This window comes from Aeromonas sp. L_1B5_3 (assembly GCF_963866575.1).
GTDB classification, from domain to species: Bacteria; Pseudomonadota; Gammaproteobacteria; order Enterobacterales; family Aeromonadaceae; genus Aeromonas; species Aeromonas jandaei.
Genome location: NZ_CAWMDN010000139.1, coordinates 53490 through 70962, shown reverse-complemented (window position 1 = coordinate 70962; position 17473 = coordinate 53490). Strand labels below are relative to the sequence as shown.

15 protein-coding genes and 1 tRNA gene are annotated in these 17473 nt (G+C 58.7%); 11 read left to right on the top strand and 5 right to left on the bottom strand.

Features of this window, described 5'->3' with window-relative positions:
- Positions 1 to 29 precede the first annotated feature (29 nt).
- Complete coding sequence (locus AACR93_RS18700) at positions 30 to 281, bottom strand: YkgJ family cysteine cluster protein (RefSeq protein WP_033115487.1); 252 nt, start codon at positions 279 to 281, stop codon at positions 30 to 32.
- A gap of 153 nt (positions 282 to 434) precedes the next feature.
- On the bottom strand, positions 435 to 1445 hold the full coding sequence (gene glpX, locus AACR93_RS18695; protein ID WP_041210099.1) for a class II fructose-bisphosphatase: 1011 nt from the start codon (positions 1443 to 1445) through the stop codon (positions 435 to 437).
- A gap of 218 nt (positions 1446 to 1663) precedes the next feature.
- Here glpX and AACR93_RS18690 point away from each other — a divergent pair, with 218 nt between their 5' ends.
- The 8 genes from AACR93_RS18690 (at position 1664) to AACR93_RS18655 (ending at position 11906) form a co-directional block, all read left to right on the top strand.
- Entirely contained in the window at positions 1664 to 2725 is a 1062-nt protein-coding gene (locus AACR93_RS18690; protein WP_041210098.1) for a porin, read from the top strand.
- A 116-nt stretch (positions 2726 to 2841) separates the two neighbouring features.
- Entirely contained in the window at positions 2842 to 3744 is a 903-nt protein-coding gene (locus AACR93_RS18685; RefSeq protein ID WP_043849761.1) for an ABC transporter substrate-binding protein, read from the top strand.
- Between the two features lie 92 nt (positions 3745 to 3836).
- A complete protein-coding gene (locus AACR93_RS18680) occupies positions 3837 to 4676 on the top strand; it encodes a DMT family transporter (RefSeq protein WP_043849760.1) in 840 nt (279 codons plus the stop codon).
- 414 nt (positions 4677 to 5090) lie between these two features.
- On the top strand, positions 5091 to 6557 hold the full coding sequence (gene yjeM / locus AACR93_RS18675) for a glutamate/gamma-aminobutyrate family transporter YjeM (protein WP_041210095.1): 1467 nt from the start codon (positions 5091 to 5093) through the stop codon (positions 6555 to 6557).
- A gap of 235 nt (positions 6558 to 6792) precedes the next feature.
- Complete coding sequence (locus AACR93_RS18670; protein ID WP_043849759.1) at positions 6793 to 7695, top strand: serine hydrolase; 903 nt, start codon at positions 6793 to 6795, stop codon at positions 7693 to 7695.
- A 226-nt stretch (positions 7696 to 7921) separates the two neighbouring features.
- Positions 7922 to 8959, top strand: coding sequence for an acyltransferase (locus AACR93_RS18665; RefSeq protein ID WP_043849758.1), 1038 nt, complete (start codon positions 7922 to 7924; stop codon positions 8957 to 8959).
- Between the two features lie 216 nt (positions 8960 to 9175).
- Positions 9176 to 11218 carry a TonB-dependent receptor gene (locus tag AACR93_RS18660; RefSeq protein WP_043849757.1) on the top strand — a complete coding sequence of 681 codons (2043 nt, stop codon included), beginning with the start codon at positions 9176 to 9178 and terminating at the stop codon, positions 11216 to 11218.
- Between the two features lie 64 nt (positions 11219 to 11282).
- Positions 11283 to 11906, top strand: a complete 624-nt coding sequence (locus tag AACR93_RS18655; RefSeq protein WP_043849764.1) for a PepSY-associated TM helix domain-containing protein — start codon at positions 11283 to 11285, stop codon at positions 11904 to 11906.
- A 202-nt stretch (positions 11907 to 12108) separates the two neighbouring features.
- Here AACR93_RS18655 and AACR93_RS18650 read toward each other — a convergent pair.
- A tRNA-Leu gene (locus AACR93_RS18650) sits at positions 12109 to 12194 on the bottom strand.
- 143 nt (positions 12195 to 12337) lie between these two features.
- Here AACR93_RS18650 and AACR93_RS18645 point away from each other — a divergent pair.
- Positions 12338 to 12871, top strand: coding sequence for an RDD family protein (locus tag AACR93_RS18645; protein WP_043849756.1), 534 nt, complete (start codon positions 12338 to 12340; stop codon positions 12869 to 12871).
- Positions 12872 to 12931: 60 nt separating this feature from the next.
- Here AACR93_RS18645 and lptG read toward each other — a convergent pair whose 3' ends face one another.
- Positions 12932 to 14002 carry an LPS export ABC transporter permease LptG gene (lptG, locus tag AACR93_RS18640; RefSeq protein ID WP_041210090.1) on the bottom strand — a complete coding sequence of 357 codons (1071 nt, stop codon included), beginning with the start codon at positions 14000 to 14002 and terminating at the stop codon, positions 12932 to 12934.
- A gap of 25 nt (positions 14003 to 14027) precedes the next feature.
- The gene (gene lptF, locus AACR93_RS18635) at positions 14028 to 15140 is read right to left on the bottom strand and encodes an LPS export ABC transporter permease LptF (RefSeq protein ID WP_043849755.1); all 1113 of its coding nucleotides are present in this window, start codon (positions 15138 to 15140) and stop codon (positions 14028 to 14030) included.
- A gap of 172 nt (positions 15141 to 15312) precedes the next feature.
- Between lptF and pepA the strand changes: the two genes are divergently transcribed.
- Together pepA and AACR93_RS18625 are read left to right on the top strand one after the other, a co-directional pair.
- Positions 15313 to 16821: a leucyl aminopeptidase gene (gene pepA, locus AACR93_RS18630; RefSeq protein ID WP_033115499.1), complete on the top strand. Its 1509-nt coding sequence runs from the start codon at positions 15313 to 15315 to the stop codon at positions 16819 to 16821.
- A gap of 175 nt (positions 16822 to 16996) precedes the next feature.
- Positions 16997 to 17452, top strand: a complete 456-nt coding sequence (locus AACR93_RS18625) for a DNA polymerase III subunit chi (protein WP_043849754.1) — start codon at positions 16997 to 16999, stop codon at positions 17450 to 17452.
- Positions 17453 to 17473 lie beyond the last annotated feature (21 nt).

Here is a 17473-nt window from a genome sequence, read left to right as displayed (position 1 = left end):
CGGCCTCTTATCTTTTTGCCCAGCCCTCGTCAGGTGGTAAGCCGCTCCAGCTCGCCAATCAGCCAGATGGCCTCGGCGCGGTGGCTACCGCACACATCCGCCATCGGACGAAAGCCGCCACATACCGCCGGCCGTTCGGGCTGACCGAAGATCTTGCAGCCAAGGCGCGCATCAAGCTGGATGCAGGGGACGCCAGCCGGTTTGCCATCGGGCATACCGGGGATGGCACTGCTGATACTGGGAGCGATGCAACAGGCACCGCAACCGGAACGACACTCCATACAACCCACTCCTGTCACAGGATCAACCTGCCCTGTCGGACTCTCTGCCACCATAGCCCAGGCCAGATGACAAACGTAGAGGGCAGGCAGCAAAAAGCCCGACCGCGAGGCGATCGGGCTTGATTCACTACCGCATGGCGGGCAGAGCCATCATCACAGGATGATGTCGCGAACCACGCTGTCTTTGCGTTCCAGATAATGGATCGACTTGATACGGCGGATGGTACGCGATTTGCCACGGATCAGCAGGGTCTCAGTGGTCGCCATCACGCCATCGCTGGTGATGCCGTCCAGCAGATCACCCTTGGTGATGCCGGTGGCGGAGAAGATGACGTTGTCGTTCTTCGCCATGTCTTCCAGCTTGAGCACCTTGTTGACGTCGATGCCGAGCGCTTCGCAGCGGGCAATCTCCTGCTCACCCAGCGCGATCACCTCGGGGCTGTCGCCCTTGACCCGGTGACGCGGCACCAGACGGGCCTGCATGTCGCCATCCAGCGCGCGGATCACCGCAGCGGAGATCACCCCTTCCGGTGCGCCGCCGATGCCGTACAGCATGTCCACTTCGCTGTCCGGCAGGCAGGTGAGGATGGAGGCTGCGACGTCACCGTCGGGAATGGCAAACACCCGCACGCCCAGCCCCTGCATCTCCTTGATCGCCTTGTCATGACGCGGCTTGGCCAGGGTAATGACGGTCAGACGGGAGAGCGGCTTGCCTAGTGCCTTGGCCACGGCCTTGAGGTTCAGCTCGAGAGCCTGATTCAGGTCGATGGCGCCTTTGGCTCTGGGCCCGACGATCAGCTTTTCCATGTACATGTCAGGCGCTTTTAGGAAGGAACCCTTATCGCCCACCGCCAGCACGGCCAGCGCATTGGCCTGACCCATGGCGGTCATGCGGGTACCCTCGATGGGATCGACCGCGATATCCACCGCGTCGCCATGCCCGGTACCGACCTTCTCGCCGATGTAGAGCATCGGCGCTTCATCAATTTCACCTTCGCCGATCACAATCTCACCATCGATCTCGATCTGGTTGAGAATGTGGCGCATGGCCGCAACGGCCGCCCCATCGGCGATATTCTTGTCACCACGTCCGAGCCACTTGTAGCCAGCCAGTGCAGCCGCTTCCGTCACTCGGGAAAACTCGATTGCCAGTTCACGTCTCATCGCATATCCAACCTATGGAGCTCGAAAACGGGCGGCATTCTACCACAAGGGCAAACCTTTGCGCACAAAAGTAGCTGACAGGCGCATAAATGTAGCCAATTCATCCAATTGCAATCCAACTGCCATCGACTCTTCATCCAACTGTCACCCCGCTGTCATCCGCCCTCCCTAGGATGGCCCCGTCTTCCAAACAAAAGCTTGCAACACAAGGGATTAAGATGAAAAAGCTGACTGTAGTGGCACTGGCGCTGACTGCCGCCTTCCAGGCTCAAGCCGTTGAAGTGTATAAAAACGACACCTCTTTGCTGGATCTCTATGGCCGCATCTATGCCGGTCAATTCTTCGGTGACAAGAAAGAAAACGTCGATGCCACCCACCCGAACGGTACTCAGGACTACAGTGCCAAGCAGGGTGCCAACCAGTTTGTCCGCTTCGGCGCCAAAGCCGAGACCCAGATCCAGAGCGGTCTGAAAGCGCTGGCCCAGTATGAAGTGCAGATGTATATCAACGACAGCGAGAAGACCATCAGCGAGAACTCCGACAACCTGCGCACCCGCCTGGCTTTTGCCGGTGTGGGTGCAGACTGGGGTAGCGTCACCTTCGGCCGTCAGAAAGGGGCTCCCGGCTTCCTGGCTGACTGGACTGACGTATCCCTCTCCGATGGCTACGGCAACGATGCGCTGGGCGCCAAGACCGATACCTTCGCCACCAACCGTGCCGGCTCCGTGCTGAAATATTCAGGCCTGTTCAACGGCTTCCAGCTCGATACCAGCTACAAGTTCGACGGCGGTGATACCGAACAGACCACCAGCAAGGATAGCGATGCCGCCTACGGTGCTGCCGTGGCCTATACCTTCCCGTTCAATCTCTCACTGGGTACCGCCTACAACGTCGGCATTCGCGACAAGAGCGGCGAGAGTGATGCCAAGCTGTGGATCATCTCTGCCAAGTACGACAACAAGGCCGCCTACGCCGCCCTGAGCTACGCCGACGGCAGCGACTTCCTGGCCACCGGCACCGACCACACCGGCTGGGAAGCCGCGCTGGGCTACAACTTCGAGAATGGCTTCGGCCTGATGGCCCTGTGGAACAAGCAGGAGCAGGACAAGGCTGGCGTCAAGAAGGACAACGTGGACTACTACACCCTGGGCGCCCAGTACAAGTTCAACAAGAACCTGCGCGTTATCGGCGAGTACCGCATCAACAATCTGGACAGCGTGGCCGGCACTGCGACTGCCAACAAGGATGACTTCCAACTGGCTGCCCGTTACGACTTCTAATCAGGTCAGGATGGATACCAAAAGCGCGATGGCATGCCATCGCGCTTTTTGCTTTGTTCACGTAGCGACAAACTGGCCTAGGCTCAACAGGTGATGTTTGTACGACACGAGGCTGGATGATGTTGAAACAGCTTGCTGCACTCCTGCTTTTGCTGGCTCTGCCAGCACATGCACTCTCGATCGCCATGGTGCTCTGGCGCGGCGAGACTGCGGCCGAAGCCGGTTTTCGCGAAGAGCTGCTGCGCCTTGGCTATCAACCCACCTTCACCACCTTCGATGCAGCGCAGGATCGCGCCACGCTGGCGGCCATGCTGCGCCAGCAAGTTGAGCCCAAGCTGGCCAGCTACGACTACATCTACACCTTCGGTACCACTGCCACCGCCATGACCAAGAGTCTGCTGGCCGATCGCAAGCCCCTCATCTTCAGCGTGGTCTCGGATCCGGCAGGTGCCGGTTTTCTGGCAAAGGATAAAAACCTGAACAAGATGGTGGCAGGCACCAGCAACATGGTGCCGATGGCGCTGCAGCTGGCCAATGCCAGCAAGTACCTGCCCGCCGGCAAACGGCTCCTCGTCCCCTTCAACCCGCGGGAGCAGAACACCCGCCTCGTCACCGACATGCTTATCTCCGAGGCCAGACGCTACGACTGGCAGGTGGTCCCCTGGCGGATTGCCCCGGATCCCAAGCGGCTCGATAGCGAGCTGAAGCGATTGCAGCAGGATGCCAGCAACGACATCGTCTTTCTGGCGGCAGACAGCTACCTGCTCTCCATCGCCCCCCGTCTGCTGAGCACCCTGAACGACGCAGGCATCCCCACCATCTGCAGCGCCGAGCTCTTCGTCCAGCACGGCTGCACGGTCGGTACCATCAGCAGTTACAAGCTGCTCGGCAAGATGGCCGCCGACATCATCCACCTCAACCAGCAGGGCATCCCGCTGCAGGATATCGCTCTGAAGTTCGATGCCAATCCCAAGCTGGTACTGGGCCCCCTCGGCAAACTGCGCCAAAGCGGGCATTAACAGAGCCCGCCCAACCAATCCCTTGATAGAGATCCCGGCACTGAAAGTGCCGGTCGGGTATGATATCGGCTCCCGGATTCGAGGCACCTCCCATGAGTACCACCGTCTTCTTTGCCGTTCTGCTGGCAGCCCTGCTCCATGCCAGCTGGAATGCCCTTGTCAAAATCGGTGAGGAGCGACTGGTCGGCATTTCGCTGGTCGCCCTCTTCTCCGGGTTGATTGCCGCAGTCGCCCTGCTGCCAATGGGGTTGCCATCACAGGCTGAACTGCCCTGGCTAGGCCTCTCGATTTTGCTCCACACCGGTTACTGCCTCTTTCTCAGTCATGCCTACAATCAGGGCGATTTTGGCCAGATCTATCCGCTCGCCCGCGGCAGCGCCCCGCTGCTCGCCATGCTGTTAAGTGCCATGCTGCTCGGTGACTACCCGGGCTACGGCGGTATCGTCGGCGCCTGCGTGCTGATCATGGGAGTCTTGCTGATGGCCTGGCGGGGTGGGCAGCAACGCCTTGGCAGCAAAGCAGTTCGGGCCGCGCTGATCACCGCCATGTTTACCGCGACTTATACCCTCTCGGATGGGGCCGGCGCCCGGGCTGGCGGCGAGCCTGTACGCTATACCCTCTGGTTGTTCGCCAGTACCGGTCTGGTGATGTTGCTGGTACTGATCGCCCATCAGAAGCGCAATACCTGGCGCCAGATCCGCCGGCATGCTGCAGCAGGCGCGACAGGAGGAACCATGTCCCTGATCGCCTACGGCATCGTCATCTGGGCCATGACCCAGGCTCCCATCGGCGTGGTTGCCGCCCTGCGCGAAAGCAGCGTGTTGTTCGCCATGTTGCTCTCGGTCTGGCTGCTGAAAGAACCGCTGGGTCGAGCCCGCCTGACTGCAGCCGCCATTATTACCGGTGGCGTGCTGTTGACTCGCCTTGGATAAGGGAATCAATTTTCATTTGCTTTTAAATCTGTCGATAAACAATCCGTTTATCTATTCACGGATATCGAGCGAAAAATAGATGCTCCAGAATCGTAAATGATTACATCCGCAACGTATTAATTAACTGGCATTGCTATTTCGAACTGATTGAGAACCATATGGCTAACTTACCAATTCGATGCCGTTAATGGTAAAATCGCGTCCATTCAATGCTTGGCAGCACCACCCCTTCTCTCCATGGCATTCGCCATGCAGGTTCGTCAAACAGTGATTTGCGGCCACCAAACGATCCGTGACTGAACGTTTGTGCCTGTCGCACCGCGACAGGCTGATGCACTCCGGATAATTAATTTATCCAGCTTGATATGTTTAATTTTTGATTATTTAAAATGCTGCACCAGCAGGGAGTTTTATATGTCAGCAAAAAAGCTGAAATTGGGTGCCTTTATATTGATGATACTCACATCGGTATTTGGCGTTACTAATATCGGGATCGGTTTCTACCGCATGGGATATGCCGCCATTCCGATGTTCGTAGTCGGCGGTCTGTTCTTTTTCATCCCCTTCATCTTGATGATGATTGAGTTCGGTACCGGTTTTCGCAAAGAGGCTGGCGGCATCTTTACCTGGATGCGTCACTCGGTCTCGACCCGCTACGCCTTTATCGGGCTGACCATGTGGTTCGCCTCCTACGTCATCTGGATGTTCGGCAAGGCGCTCTCCATGTGGGTGCCCCTCTCCTTCATGCTGTTTGGCCGCGACATCACCGTTATTCCGGTCACCCTGGGCACCGGCATCGACTTTGGCCCCTTCATTCTGGGCGTCGTCGCCATTGCACTGGTGGCCATTGTGACCAAACTCATCACCTTCGGCAGCGCCCGTTTTGCCAAGGTAGCAGCCATCGGCGGCCTCTCCGTCGTTGCCCTCAACGTGCTGTTGCTGGTTGGCGGCGTCCTGACCTTCGCCGTGAGCGGCATGACCCTACAGGAGCCCTTCACCGAGGCATCGCTGACCTCTTCTCCCAATGCCGCCTTCAACGACATCATCCCCTTCCTCGGCTTCATGGTATTCGCCATCTTCGCCTACGGCGGTGTCGAAGCGATGGCCGGTGTGGCTGACGAACTGGAAGATCCCGAGCGCGACCTCAAGCGCGGCATCTTCCTCTCCGGCGCCTTCATCGTGCTCTGCTACATCATCGGCTTTCTGGCGGTCGGCTCCATCATGCGCTGGAGCGATTTCCCGGCCGAGGGGATCACCTCCCTCTCAGCCCTCTTCATCATCATGCTGGAGCTGGGTCGTCATCTGGGTGGCGAGTGGCTGGGCCAGATCTTCATGCGCTTTGCCGGCCTTGGCATGTTCCTGAGCTATCTGGGCGCCTTCATCGCCCTCTCCTACGCACCGCTGCGCCAGTTTATCACCGGCACCCCCAGCTACTTCTGGCCGGAGCGCTTCCAGCGTGAAAACCAGAATGGCGTTCGCGTCGAGGCCCTCAAGGTTCAGGCCTGGGTGGTCTGCATCTTCATCGCGGCCAAATCCATCTTCACCCTGATCAATCCGGAAGGGGCAGCCGCCCTCTATGAACTGATCATCACCATGACCAACGTCGGCATGACCCTGCCCTACATGTTCCTCATCTACGCCTGGTATCGCTATCGTCACAATCCGGCACTGGAGAAGGACCTGATCTTCTTCAAGAGCTCGGGCTCGGTACTGCTGGCCACCATTGTCAGCCTGATCCTGGTGGCATTCGGCAACGTCTTTACCGTCGTCGCCCCCTTTATCTCCGGTGACATCTCGACCGGCGTCTGGACCATCATAGGCCCAGTACTGTTCGTCATCATCGCCATGCGGTTCAAAATCAAGCAGGAAGATGCCCACTGATCGGCTATTTCATCCTGATAGTCAGCGGGGCCTTCGGGCCCCGTTTTTTCCTTTAACATCAGCTAAAACGGCCTGTTAAAAGACTTCAAAGAGACCTTTTTGGATACTCAAATCAGGGCCTTAACGGTTACAACGCAGCAAATTATCAATATCAAGGTGAGAATCATTGTGAAGCGCCAATTCACGACATATAACTTACCGAGATATCCCTGTTTTTTGTCCGGTAGAGCAGATCATGATGATGCGTTCCCTTCTTCCCCTGTTGCTTGGCGCAGTAATGCTGCCGGCCGCTATGGACAGTGCCCACGCCAACCCCTTTTCCGCCAGCAGCAATCACAGCTTTCTGGAGCGAAGGGATATTCCCAACCTCAATTCGGCCGCTTTTGTTGTCGCCAACCACAGAACCGGCGAAGTGCTCTCCGAGCACAACGGCAATCGGGTGATGCCCATCGCCTCTCTCACCAAGCTGATGACCGCGCTGGTGGTACTGGACGCCAACCAGCGCCTCAATGAACCCCTCACCGTCACCAATGCGGATGTTGATCGTATCAAGGGCACAGGTTCACGTCTGGCCATCGGTTCGAAACTGAGCCGGGCCGAGATGCTCCATATCGCCCTGATGTCGTCGGAAAACCGTGCCGCATCAGCGCTGGGACGCAACTACCCGGGCGGTCTGCGCGCCTTCGTCGAGGCGATGAATGCCAAGGCTCGCATGCTGGGGATGTGGAACACCCACTATGCCGACAGCACCGGTCTCAACCCGCGCAATGTCTCTACCGCCCAGGATTTGGCCAAACTTGCGGCAGCCGCCGCTGCCTATCCGCTGATCCGTCAATACTCCACCGACGATCAGAGCTATGTGCGAACCAACAAGAGCCAGCTTCACTATCGCAACTCCAACCGGCTGGTACGCGAGGGTCAGTGGGAATTTACCCTCTCCAAAACCGGCTATATCCGCGAAGCGGGCCGTTGTCTGGTGCTGGGTACCAGAGTGAACAATGAGCCGGTGATCATGGTGCTGCTGAACGCCGAAACCACCAACGACAGGGTGGCCGATGCCAAGCGGATCAAGACCTGGCTGGAGAGCTCTGGCAGAACAACCCTGGCAGCCAACCAGAGCGCCATGTTGCGCGAGTAATCAACTCTGCAAACTCAAAAAGCGAGGCTCCTGCCTCGCTTTTTTCATGCCGGCCATAGCCATCGCAAATGGGGGCCAGATCACACCTAAAGTAACCCTCTCCGCCACCCCGTTACGAAATGTAACCGCTCAATAGTGTGATTCACATTAACGGAATCAATGAGTTGTAAATCAAACACCACACTTTTAGCGTGCTGGCTCAACCCTGTAACCTCGAGCCAGCAATATGCGCATATCCAGTATCGAGTGTGGGCGGGTAATCGCCATATTGGCCGTGATGACCATTCACGTATCCCCTTTCGTTCACCCCTTCGACCCCACGCTGTGGGGTAGCGAGAGCTACCTCTGGCTCAGCGGCATCATCAACCAGCTCTGCCGCTTTGCCGTACCGCTGTTTTTCCTCTGTGCCGGCTACTTTCTGCAACCCAAGCTGAGTGCTGGAGCACCGATGAACGTGGCATGGCGTTACTGCCGCCCCCTGCTCCAGCTCTGGCTGGTCTGGAGCCTCGTCTACCTGCTGGTGCCCTTCAATCCGCTGAATGCCATCGAACAGGGTTATCTGAACTCCCTCAACGCACAGTGGCAGTTCCAGCTCGGAGATACGGTCAATCGCTGGCTGGTCGGCGGCATGATCCACCTCTGGTTTCTGCCGGCACTAATCCTGGCGGTCACCCTGCTGGCGTTTTGCCAGTGGCTTGGCAAGCCGGGATTCGCTCTCATGCTGGGTGCCGGGCTCTACCTGTTTGTACTGCTCGGTGGTTCCTATGCCAAGCCATTGCTGGGAGAGGAGTGGCTATTGCTCACCCGCAACGGCCCCTTCTTCTCCCTGCTGGTTGTGGCAATGGGGGTCCGCTTGCGCCTGCAGCAGTGGCAACCATCAGCCCGCAGCGGATGGTGGCTACTGCTGGGTGGACTCGCGCTCTATGGGGTGGAGGCTTGCATTCTGCGCGCTTTTGCCGGTATCCCGCTGACTCGCCACGATTTTCTGCTCGGTTCCGTGCCCTGGGCCGTCGGCCTCTTTGGCCTGTTGCTGGCCCATCCTGACTGGGGCAAGGGAAGCTGGCTCGCCCGCCAATCCCCCAAGGTGCTGGGCCTTTACTGCCTGCACATGATGCTGGTGGTATGGAGCTTCACCTTTGGCCCGCAGAACGCTTCCATTTTATGGGAGTTGGTCAAGGTGCCACTGCTGCTGGGTGCCTCACTGCTTGCTTATCGCCTGCTGGCTACCTTGCCTGCGACCCGCTGGTTGCTGCGTACCCAGTAATTCCATTCTCCGGCCCGCCCCTTGCGGGCCAGTCTCCTCGCACAACTCGCCACCCCATCACCCGCGCTTATCTTCCTCTACACACCTCCATTTTCGCCTTGCCATACAAATGGAAATCAATATCATTAGCATCCCGATTTTTCGGGGTGGATACTAATTACAATTAAATCAACAAGTTCAGGCCATCAGGCCGCACCTTCAAGAGTCAAATTGAATATGCAGCACCCTCACTTTCGCAGAACCCTCATCTCGCTGGCACTGTTCGGTACAGCCCTTCATGCCCAGGCCGCCGATGAGACCATGACAGTCGTCGGCAAGCGCAGCCAGCACGAGGAGGTCGCGACAGCGACCCGCACCAGCACGCCGGCAAAACTGGTGCCGCAAGCCATCGACAGCGTCAAGGCAAGCGAGCTGACTGCCTTCGGCCAACCCACCCTGAGCGAAGCTCTGGCTGGCATTCCCGGGGTCAACGCCAGCGGTGATACCCGCTTCGACGGGGTCAATATCCGCGGCTTCAGCGCCAGCAACGACTTCTATCTCGACGGATTTCGCGATGACATGCAGTACACCCGCGATCTCGGCAATATCGAGCGGGTCGAGGTATTGAAAGGGCCGGCAGCCGTACTCTACGGCCGTGGCAGCACGGGGGGCATAGTGAACCGGGTCAGCAAGACACCGCAAAAGGGACAAGCCTCCAGCGTCACAGCTCGGGTCGGCAGTTTCGACACTCAGCGGCTGGCCGCAGACCTCAATGGTGAAGCGAGCGAGCAGCTGCAACTGCGCCTCAACATGGCGCAGGAGGATAAAGAGAGTTTCCGCAACGGAGTAACCGGCAAACGCACCCTGCTGGCACCATCAGCCAACTGGGAGATCAGCGACAACCTCAACTGGCTGGTGCAGTTCGAGCGCAACGAGCACAACCGCACGCCGGATCGCGGTATTCCCGGCGTCAATGGCCGACCGGCAGATGTGCCACGAGAGTATGTTTACAGCGACACCAGCCGCGACTTCATCGACGATGTGGCGCAGTCGACCCGCTCCCGCCTCTCCTGGGATATCAACAATCAGTGGCAACTGCGCCAGCAGCTCGCTTACACCACCCTCGACAGCCAGTTCGACAACACCTATGTCACCAGCGTGAAAGGGGACAAGGTGACCCGTTCTCGCTGGCAGCAGGATTTGAAGGCCAAAAACCTGATCAGCAACACCGAGGTAGAAGGCCAGCTGCAAAGCGGCCCCGTCGAGCATCGTCTGCTGATCGGTCTGGAGCAGGATTGGCAGGCACGCACGCCCAAGCTCTATCAGAATGCCGCCCCCATTGCACCCGGCAACCTCTATGACCCGGGTTCGCTGCCCAGCTACAACGGCCCGATGAAGCTATCCAGCGATGCCAACCACAAGGTACGTGGTAACGGCATCTATCTGCAGGATCAGCTCAGCCTGGGCGACTGGCATCTGGTGGGTGGGCTGCGTCGCGACGACTTCACCGTCACCAGCCGCCGCAACGACCTCAACAAGGAGGAGACACTTTCGGTCACCAGCCTGAGTCCGCGCCTCGGCCTGGTATGGAATCCCCTTGAGGAGCATGCGTTCTACGCCTCCTACAGCAAGACCTTTACCCCGGTGGGCGGCGAGCTGATCGGGTTCACTCCGGGAGATCCCAACAACCATCTGGAACCGCAGCACACCCGTCTCTACGAAGGGGGCGTCAAGAGCGACTGGCTGAATGGCCGGCTGGCGACCACTCTCTCTGTCTACCGGCTGGAGATGTACAACAAGCGCAGCAAGGATCCGCTGGATCCCACCAAGGTGATCCTGACCGGATTGCAGCGTACCGACGGTGTCGAGCTGAGCGCCCGCGCCCAGCTGACCGACGAGCTCTATCTGCGTGGCGGTATCGCCATTCAGGATGCCGAGCAGGTCAAGGCGGATGCCGATCTGCAGGGCAAACGGCCGATGAACGTCTCTCGCCAGAATGGCCAGCTGTTCGCCGGCTACCAGAGCGGCAAACAGGGCTGGTTTGGCGAGGCGGGGATGACCGCGGTGGGCGATCGCTTTGCCGACAATGCCAACACCACAGTGTTGCCCGGCTACGCCCGCTTCGATGCCCGTGCCGGTTACCGCTGGCAGCAGTGGGAAGCCGAGCTGAGCGCGGAGAACCTGACCGACCATGAGTATTTCGTCAGCGCCACCGGCACCACCCAGATCATGCCGGGAACGCCCCGTCAGCTGATGCTGACCGGCAGCTACCGCTTCTGAACCCTGTAACCGACCATCCTCACTGGCCAGCCCTTGCTGGCCAGTTTTTTATGAAACACAGATGATGAAACGCAGAAGAATTCCCCTTCACAACAACAAATGGGTGCGCCGCCTCCACGCCTGGGCCGGATTTTTCACCCTTACCCTGATGCTGCTCTATGGCATTACCGGGCTCTGGTTGCAGCACAGGGCCGTATTACCGCTACCCGGCCCCCATACCGTCAAGTCGAGCGAAGAGATAGCGCTGCCCGCACCACTGGCCAGCCCCGATGAGCTGAAGAGTCTGCTGCAGCAACGCTACGCGGACGGATTCGAGGATGGGCGCGCCATGATCACCCCGGCCCAGCGACTGCCGACACCATCCGGTGAACTCACCCTGCCCGCCCGCTGGGAGATGCGTGGCGTCACCCTCACCCACAGCGTGGCCGCCAGCTATGTGGAAGGCACCCTGCTGGTACGCACCGACTTGCAGCAGGCGAACTTTGCCGCCAGCCTCAACCGGCTGCATCGCGGCATGGGAACTGCCCTTGGTTGGCAACTGTTTGGCGATCTCGCCGCGCTGGCACTGCTGCTGCTCGCCCTCACCAGCCTCTTTATGTGGACCAAGCTGCACGGCTCACCCAAAGCCGTCGCCCTGATGCTCTTTGGCGGTGCTTTTGGCACCTTGCTATTTGCCCTGTGGGGATAAATATCTTTGCACGAGCAAGTTATTACACTCGAACGGGCGGAATACTGGCAGAAAAAGAAGCCTTCTGGCGGCAAGAAAAGAGAGGGGTAAGCGGGCGAGTTAAAAGAGGAAAACGCCGCTCCAGCCATGCAGAGCGCCGAGAAATAAAAAGCGGAAAAAACAAAAGGCCATCATTGCTGATGGCCTTTTGTCATGAATTCGATGGTGCCCGGGGTCGGACTCGAACCGACACGGTTATTCACCGGCGGATTTTGAATCCGCTGCGTCTACCGATTTCGCCACCCGGGCAACTGCGAGGGATTATACGAATGGCTGGATGCCATGCAAGGTGTTTTTCGATTGAACACTCCTGTTTGTTCATTTATTCAACGCCTTGCCGACACCGGATCAGTTACATAGAATGCCGCCATCCTTTTAATGGAATAAAAACGATGGCCAAGCATAAAAAAGTCCAACAAACCCCCTCCAAGCCTGCGGCAGAGCAACACCCGTCAGCAGGTCTGCTGCGTCGGCTGGGAGCCCTCATCTACGACTATCTGGTCGTCACTTCGCTGCTCGTCATTGCCGGTTTTATCGGCATGGGCGTCGCCAAACTGCTGCTGGTCACCGGCATGGCCAGCGTGCCGGCGGGTGAAGATACCGTCTGGTTGCTGACCCGCCATCCCCTGAGCCTGATCTATACCCTGTGGCTCGCCTTTGTCATCTGCGGTTTCTACACCTGGTTCTGGACTCGCGCCGGCCAAACCATCGGCATGCGGGCCTGGCGGCTGCGCATCCAGAACGAAGATGGCAGCAATATCCGCATCACTCAGGCGCTGATCCGGCTCGCCACTGCCGCCTTCGGCCTTGGCAATCTGATGTGCCTCTTCAACCGCAAGGCACCGCGCGCGTTTCAGGATATCTGGGCAGAGTGCCAGGTCGTGGTATTGAGCAAACAGGAAAATCTGGAGCTGCTGAACAAGTAACCTTGCTCGACAGGAACGAAAAAGGGCACCGAAAGGTGCCCTTTTTACATTCCAGAACCGCTACTGTTTGCGGCCGAGGATATAAAGCGATATGCCGCCAAAAAGCAGGCTGGGGGCAATCGCCGCCAGGATCGGAGGAACCGAGTAGACCAGCGTAACGGGGCCAAATACCCGATCACTCACGTAAACGGCAAAGCCGGTCATGATCCCCATCAGCATCCGCGCGCCCATGCTCACCGAGCGCAGCGGGCCAAAGATAAACGAGGAGGCCAGCAGGATCATGGCCACCACCGAGAAGGGGGCCAGCAACTTGCGCCACATCTCCAGCTTGTAGCGGCCGGCATCCTGCTTGTTGGCGTCCAGATAGCCAATGTAGTCGCGCAGGCCGGATATCGAGAGGTTTTCCGGATCGATACTCACCACACCAAGCTGTTTGGGCGTCAGTTCGGAGCTCCACTCCATCTGGGCATGCTGTTCGCTCTGCACCCGGGTCGGATCATCAAAGCGGGTGACCTGTACCTGCTTGAGCAGCCAGTGGTGCTGTTCAAACGTCCCCTCCTGCGCCTGAACCACATCGATCATCTTGCGCTCGGGGGTAAAGCGGTAGAGGGTAATTCCGGTCAGCGCGCCATCGTTGCGCACCCCGTTGATATTGACGAAGTTGTTGCCATCGCGAGCCCACACCCCGTAGGCGGAGACGGTCAACCGCCCTTCTGAAATAGCGCCAGCACGAATATCATCCGCCATCCGCTTGGCAACGGGGGCCACATACTCCCCCATTAGCAACACCAGGATCATCAGCGGGATCGCAGTCTTGAGCGCCGCCATCACGATACTGATCTTGGAGCGGCCCGCCGCCTGCATCACCACCAGCTCGGAGCTGGTCGCAAGCTGACCCAGACCGATCAGGCCGCCCAGAAGGGCCGCCAGCGGGAAGAAGAGTACCGCCTCTTTCGGCATCGAAAGCAGCACATAGTAGAGGGCATTGATCATGTCGTAGTTGCCCTCACCGACCGAGCGCAGCTGCTCCACGTACTTGATAAGACCCGCAAGGCCAACCAGCGTGATCTCACACAGCAGGATCGACATAAAGATGACCCGGCCGATATATCTGTCGAGAATGCCAAACATCAGCAGAAGTTCCTATGTTGCAGCATCATGCTGATTTTCTGTTGAAATAACGCCCTTTCACCCCATTCCACCAGCTGGTGCCCTGCAGGTTGAGGGGCAAACCGATGAAAAGCAGGTAACCGAGCGGAACCAGGAACATCCCCGGCCAGTAGGGCAACCGGCCACTGTCGATGGCCGAACGGGCGGCACTGAGCAGCAGGAAGTAAGAGAGATAGAGCATGATGGCAGGCAGCAGCTTGGCATAACGGCCCTGACGGGGATTGACCCGCGCCAGCGGCACCACCAGCAGGGTCAGCACCGGAATCGAAAGCGGCAACGAGAGACGCCACTGCAGCTCCGCCATCATGGAGTTGTCCTGGGTACCGAACAATTCCATGGTCGGCTTGGCTGCCGCCTTGCGGTTGGAGCGCTCCATCTCCTGCTGGCGAATGATCAGGCCGTACTCGCGAAAATCGGAGACTTGGAACTGCTTGCCAGAGAAGTTGCCCTCGTAGCGGGAGCCATCGGTCAGGGTCAGCCACTGCAAACCGTTGGCATCCACCGTCACCGCCCCTTCGGATGCCACCACCACAGAGGGAGGATTGTTCCCTTCGGGTCGCTGCAGCACGAAGATTTTGTGCAGTTTGGAGCCGTTATCATTCAAATCCTGGATGTAGGCAACCAGACGCCCCTTGTCGAGCTCCATAAAGCGACCCGCCTGCAGGAACGAGATGCCGGGGTCGGCCTTGAAATCATCGATCACCTGATACTCGCGCTCCTTCGCCTGCGGGGCGATCCAGCCGGTATTGAAGGCTGCGACAGCGGCGGTGAGCAGCGCCAGAAACATGGCATTGCGCATCACGAAACGGTGGCTGAAACCAACCGCATGCATCACCGTCATCTCGCTTTCGGCATAGAGGCGTCCGTGAGCGAACAAGATGGCCAAAAACAGGCTGATTGGCAGCATCAACAGCGCCATGTTGGGCAGGTTGAGCAGCAGCAGGGTGGAGACCAGACGTGTCGGTACCTCGCCGTCGGCAGCGTCGCCAATAATCTGGATAAATTGCTGGCTGACAAAGATAAGCAGCAACACGAATAACACTGCCAGCTGGGTTTTCAGGGTTTCCCTGAACAAATATCGGAAAACGATCACAGTCATTCCCAAGTAAACTTGTGTTTTTAGTCGAATGCCTGAAAAATAGGGCCGTATATTGGATTTTTACCAGTTTAAACTGCGGAGCCAGTGGCTGTTCGCTCCGCCTCTGATACCCCAACAAGCACCGCATTATTCAATAAAAGGTGCCTTTTGTCTTTAGGATGTAGGAGATTCCATGGAGTTCAGTGTAAAGAGTGGCAGTCCTGAGAAGCAACGGAGCGCCTGCGTCGTAGTCGGCGTATTTGAGCCTCGTCGCCTCTCTCCGGTTGCCGAACAACTGGACAAGATCAGCGATGGCTATATCAGTTCGCTGCTGCGCCGTGGCGACCTGGAAGGGAAACCAGGCCAGATGCTGCTGCTGCATCAAGTACCGGGCGTGCTCAGCGAGCGCGTACTGCTGGTCGGATGCGGCAAGGAGCGGGAACTCGACGAACGCCAGTACAAGCAGATCATCAACAAGACCATCACCACCCTGAACGAAACCGGCTCCATGGAAGCGGTCTGCTTCCTGACCGAGCTGCACGTCAAGGGTCGGGATACCTATTGGAAGGTGCGTCAGGCGGTAGAAACCACCAAGGCGGGCCTCTACAGCTTTGATCAGTTCAAGACCAACAAGGCCGAGCCACGTCGCCCGCTGCGCAAGCTGGTATTCAACGTGCCGACGCGTCGGGAACTGACCATTGGTGAAAAAGCCATCGCTCACGGCTTGGCCGTGGCCAAAGGTGTGCGGGTCTGCCGCGACGTGGCGAACATGCCGCCCAACGTCTGCAATCCGGCCTATCTCGCCTCTCAGGCCCGTCGTCTGGCCGATGCCTACGACAACATCACTACCAAGGTGGTGGGCGAGCAGGAGATGGCCGAGCTCGGCATGAACTCCTATCTGGCGGTGGCTCGCGGCTCCGACAACGAAGCCATGATGGCCATCATCGAGTACAAGGGTCATCCGGACGCCAAGCCCATCGTCTTGGTCGGCAAGGGTCTGACCTTTGATTCCGGCGGCATCTCCATCAAGCCTGCTGACGGCATGGACGAGATGAAGTACGACATGGGTGGCGCCGCCTCCGTGCTCGGTACCATGCATGCGCTGGCCCTGTTGCAATTGCCGATCAACGTGGTTGGCGTGCTGGCAGGCTGCGAGAACATGCCGGGTGGCAACGCCTATCGTCCGGGTGACATCCTCACATCCATGTCCGGCCAGACCATCGAAGTGCTCAACACCGATGCGGAAGGCCGTCTGGTGCTGTGCGATGCCCTCACCTATGTGGACCGCTTCGAGCCGGACACCGTGATCGACGTGGCAACCCTGACCGGTGCCTGCGTCATCGCGCTGGGTCACCACACCTCGGGTCTGCTGGCCAACCACAACCCGCTGGCCCACGAGCTGCTCAACGCCTCCGAGCAGGCGGGTGATCGCGCCTGGCGTCTGCCGCTGTTCGACGAGTATCAGGAGCAGATCGACAGCCCGTTCGCCGACATGGCCAACATCGGCGGTCGTCCGGCCGGTACCATTACTGCGGCCGCCTTCCTGTCACGCTTCACCAAGAAGTACAACTGGGCTCACCTGGACATCGCCGGAACCGCCTGGAAGAGTGGCAAGGACAAAGGCTCCACCGGTCGTCCGGTGCCCCTGCTGACCCAGTTCCTGCTGAACCGGGCTGGCGTGGATATCGAAGAGAAAGAGTAACTCTCCCACCCTGTCTGATGCGTGCATCAACGGGGTTGGCGTTACCCTGAATCACAAGGAAGAGGCCCGCCTCTTCCTTGTTTCATTCTTGAATCAGTGAGTTGCGAGCGGAGAAACACCCCGCGAGCCTCATGAGGCGGTCAATAGTCCGTCACTGCAACACGGGATCAACCTGATGAGCCAAGTGACCTTTTACCTGATGAGCGAACAGGATGACGAGCAGGCTTCGGCCATCGAACGGCTCGCCTGCCAGCTCGTAGCCGATAGCTGGGGGGCGGGCCATATCTACCTGTTCTGCGACGACGAAGCGCAGGCTCTGCGCCTCGACGAACTGCTGTGGCAACTGCCGCCGGAGCGCTTCGTGCCGCACCAGCTGCAGGGCGAAAGCGGTCAGGCACCGGTGGAGATCGGCCACCAGCCGCCACGGCGGCGCTACGCCCGACTCATCAATCTGGCCAAACAGACACCTTTGTTTGCAGGACACTTCGCTCAAGTGGTAGATTTTGTCCCCACTGACGAAACACAAAAGCAGCAAGCCCGCGAGCGCTACAAGCACTATCGCCAGGCAGGCCATGCCCTCGAGATGAGGGATCAGCCCGTCCTTGCCGCACCGGATCCGGCGCAGCCCTGACTGCGCCGCCTGTGATCCACG

What these genes read in the sequence shown, in the direction of transcription:
- AACR93_RS18700 (WP_033115487.1), bottom strand. Translation starts at nt 281, where the DNA reads ATGGAGTGTCGTTCCGGTTGCGGTGCCTGTTGCATCGCTCCCAGTATC.
- glpX (WP_041210099.1), bottom strand. Translation starts at nt 1,445, where the DNA reads ATGAGACGTGAACTGGCAATCGAGTTTTCCCGAGTGACGGAAGCGGCT.
- AACR93_RS18690 (WP_041210098.1), top strand. Translation starts at nt 1,664, where the DNA reads ATGAAAAAGCTGACTGTAGTGGCACTGGCGCTGACTGCCGCCTTCCAG.
- AACR93_RS18685 (WP_043849761.1), top strand. Translation starts at nt 2,842, where the DNA reads ATGATGTTGAAACAGCTTGCTGCACTCCTGCTTTTGCTGGCTCTGCCA.
- AACR93_RS18680 (WP_043849760.1), top strand. Translation starts at nt 3,837, where the DNA reads ATGAGTACCACCGTCTTCTTTGCCGTTCTGCTGGCAGCCCTGCTCCAT.
- yjeM (WP_041210095.1), top strand. Translation starts at nt 5,091, where the DNA reads ATGTCAGCAAAAAAGCTGAAATTGGGTGCCTTTATATTGATGATACTC.
- AACR93_RS18670 (WP_043849759.1), top strand. Translation starts at nt 6,793, where the DNA reads ATGATGATGCGTTCCCTTCTTCCCCTGTTGCTTGGCGCAGTAATGCTG.
- AACR93_RS18665 (WP_043849758.1), top strand. Translation starts at nt 7,922, where the DNA reads ATGCGCATATCCAGTATCGAGTGTGGGCGGGTAATCGCCATATTGGCC.
- AACR93_RS18660 (WP_043849757.1), top strand. Translation starts at nt 9,176, where the DNA reads ATGCAGCACCCTCACTTTCGCAGAACCCTCATCTCGCTGGCACTGTTC.
- AACR93_RS18655 (WP_043849764.1), top strand. Translation starts at nt 11,283, where the DNA reads ATGAAACGCAGAAGAATTCCCCTTCACAACAACAAATGGGTGCGCCGC.
- AACR93_RS18645 (WP_043849756.1), top strand. Translation starts at nt 12,338, where the DNA reads ATGGCCAAGCATAAAAAAGTCCAACAAACCCCCTCCAAGCCTGCGGCA.
- lptG (WP_041210090.1), bottom strand. Translation starts at nt 14,002, where the DNA reads ATGTTTGGCATTCTCGACAGATATATCGGCCGGGTCATCTTTATGTCG.
- lptF (WP_043849755.1), bottom strand. Translation starts at nt 15,140, where the DNA reads ATGACTGTGATCGTTTTCCGATATTTGTTCAGGGAAACCCTGAAAACC.
- pepA (WP_033115499.1), top strand. Translation starts at nt 15,313, where the DNA reads ATGGAGTTCAGTGTAAAGAGTGGCAGTCCTGAGAAGCAACGGAGCGCC.
- AACR93_RS18625 (WP_043849754.1), top strand. Translation starts at nt 16,997, where the DNA reads ATGAGCCAAGTGACCTTTTACCTGATGAGCGAACAGGATGACGAGCAG.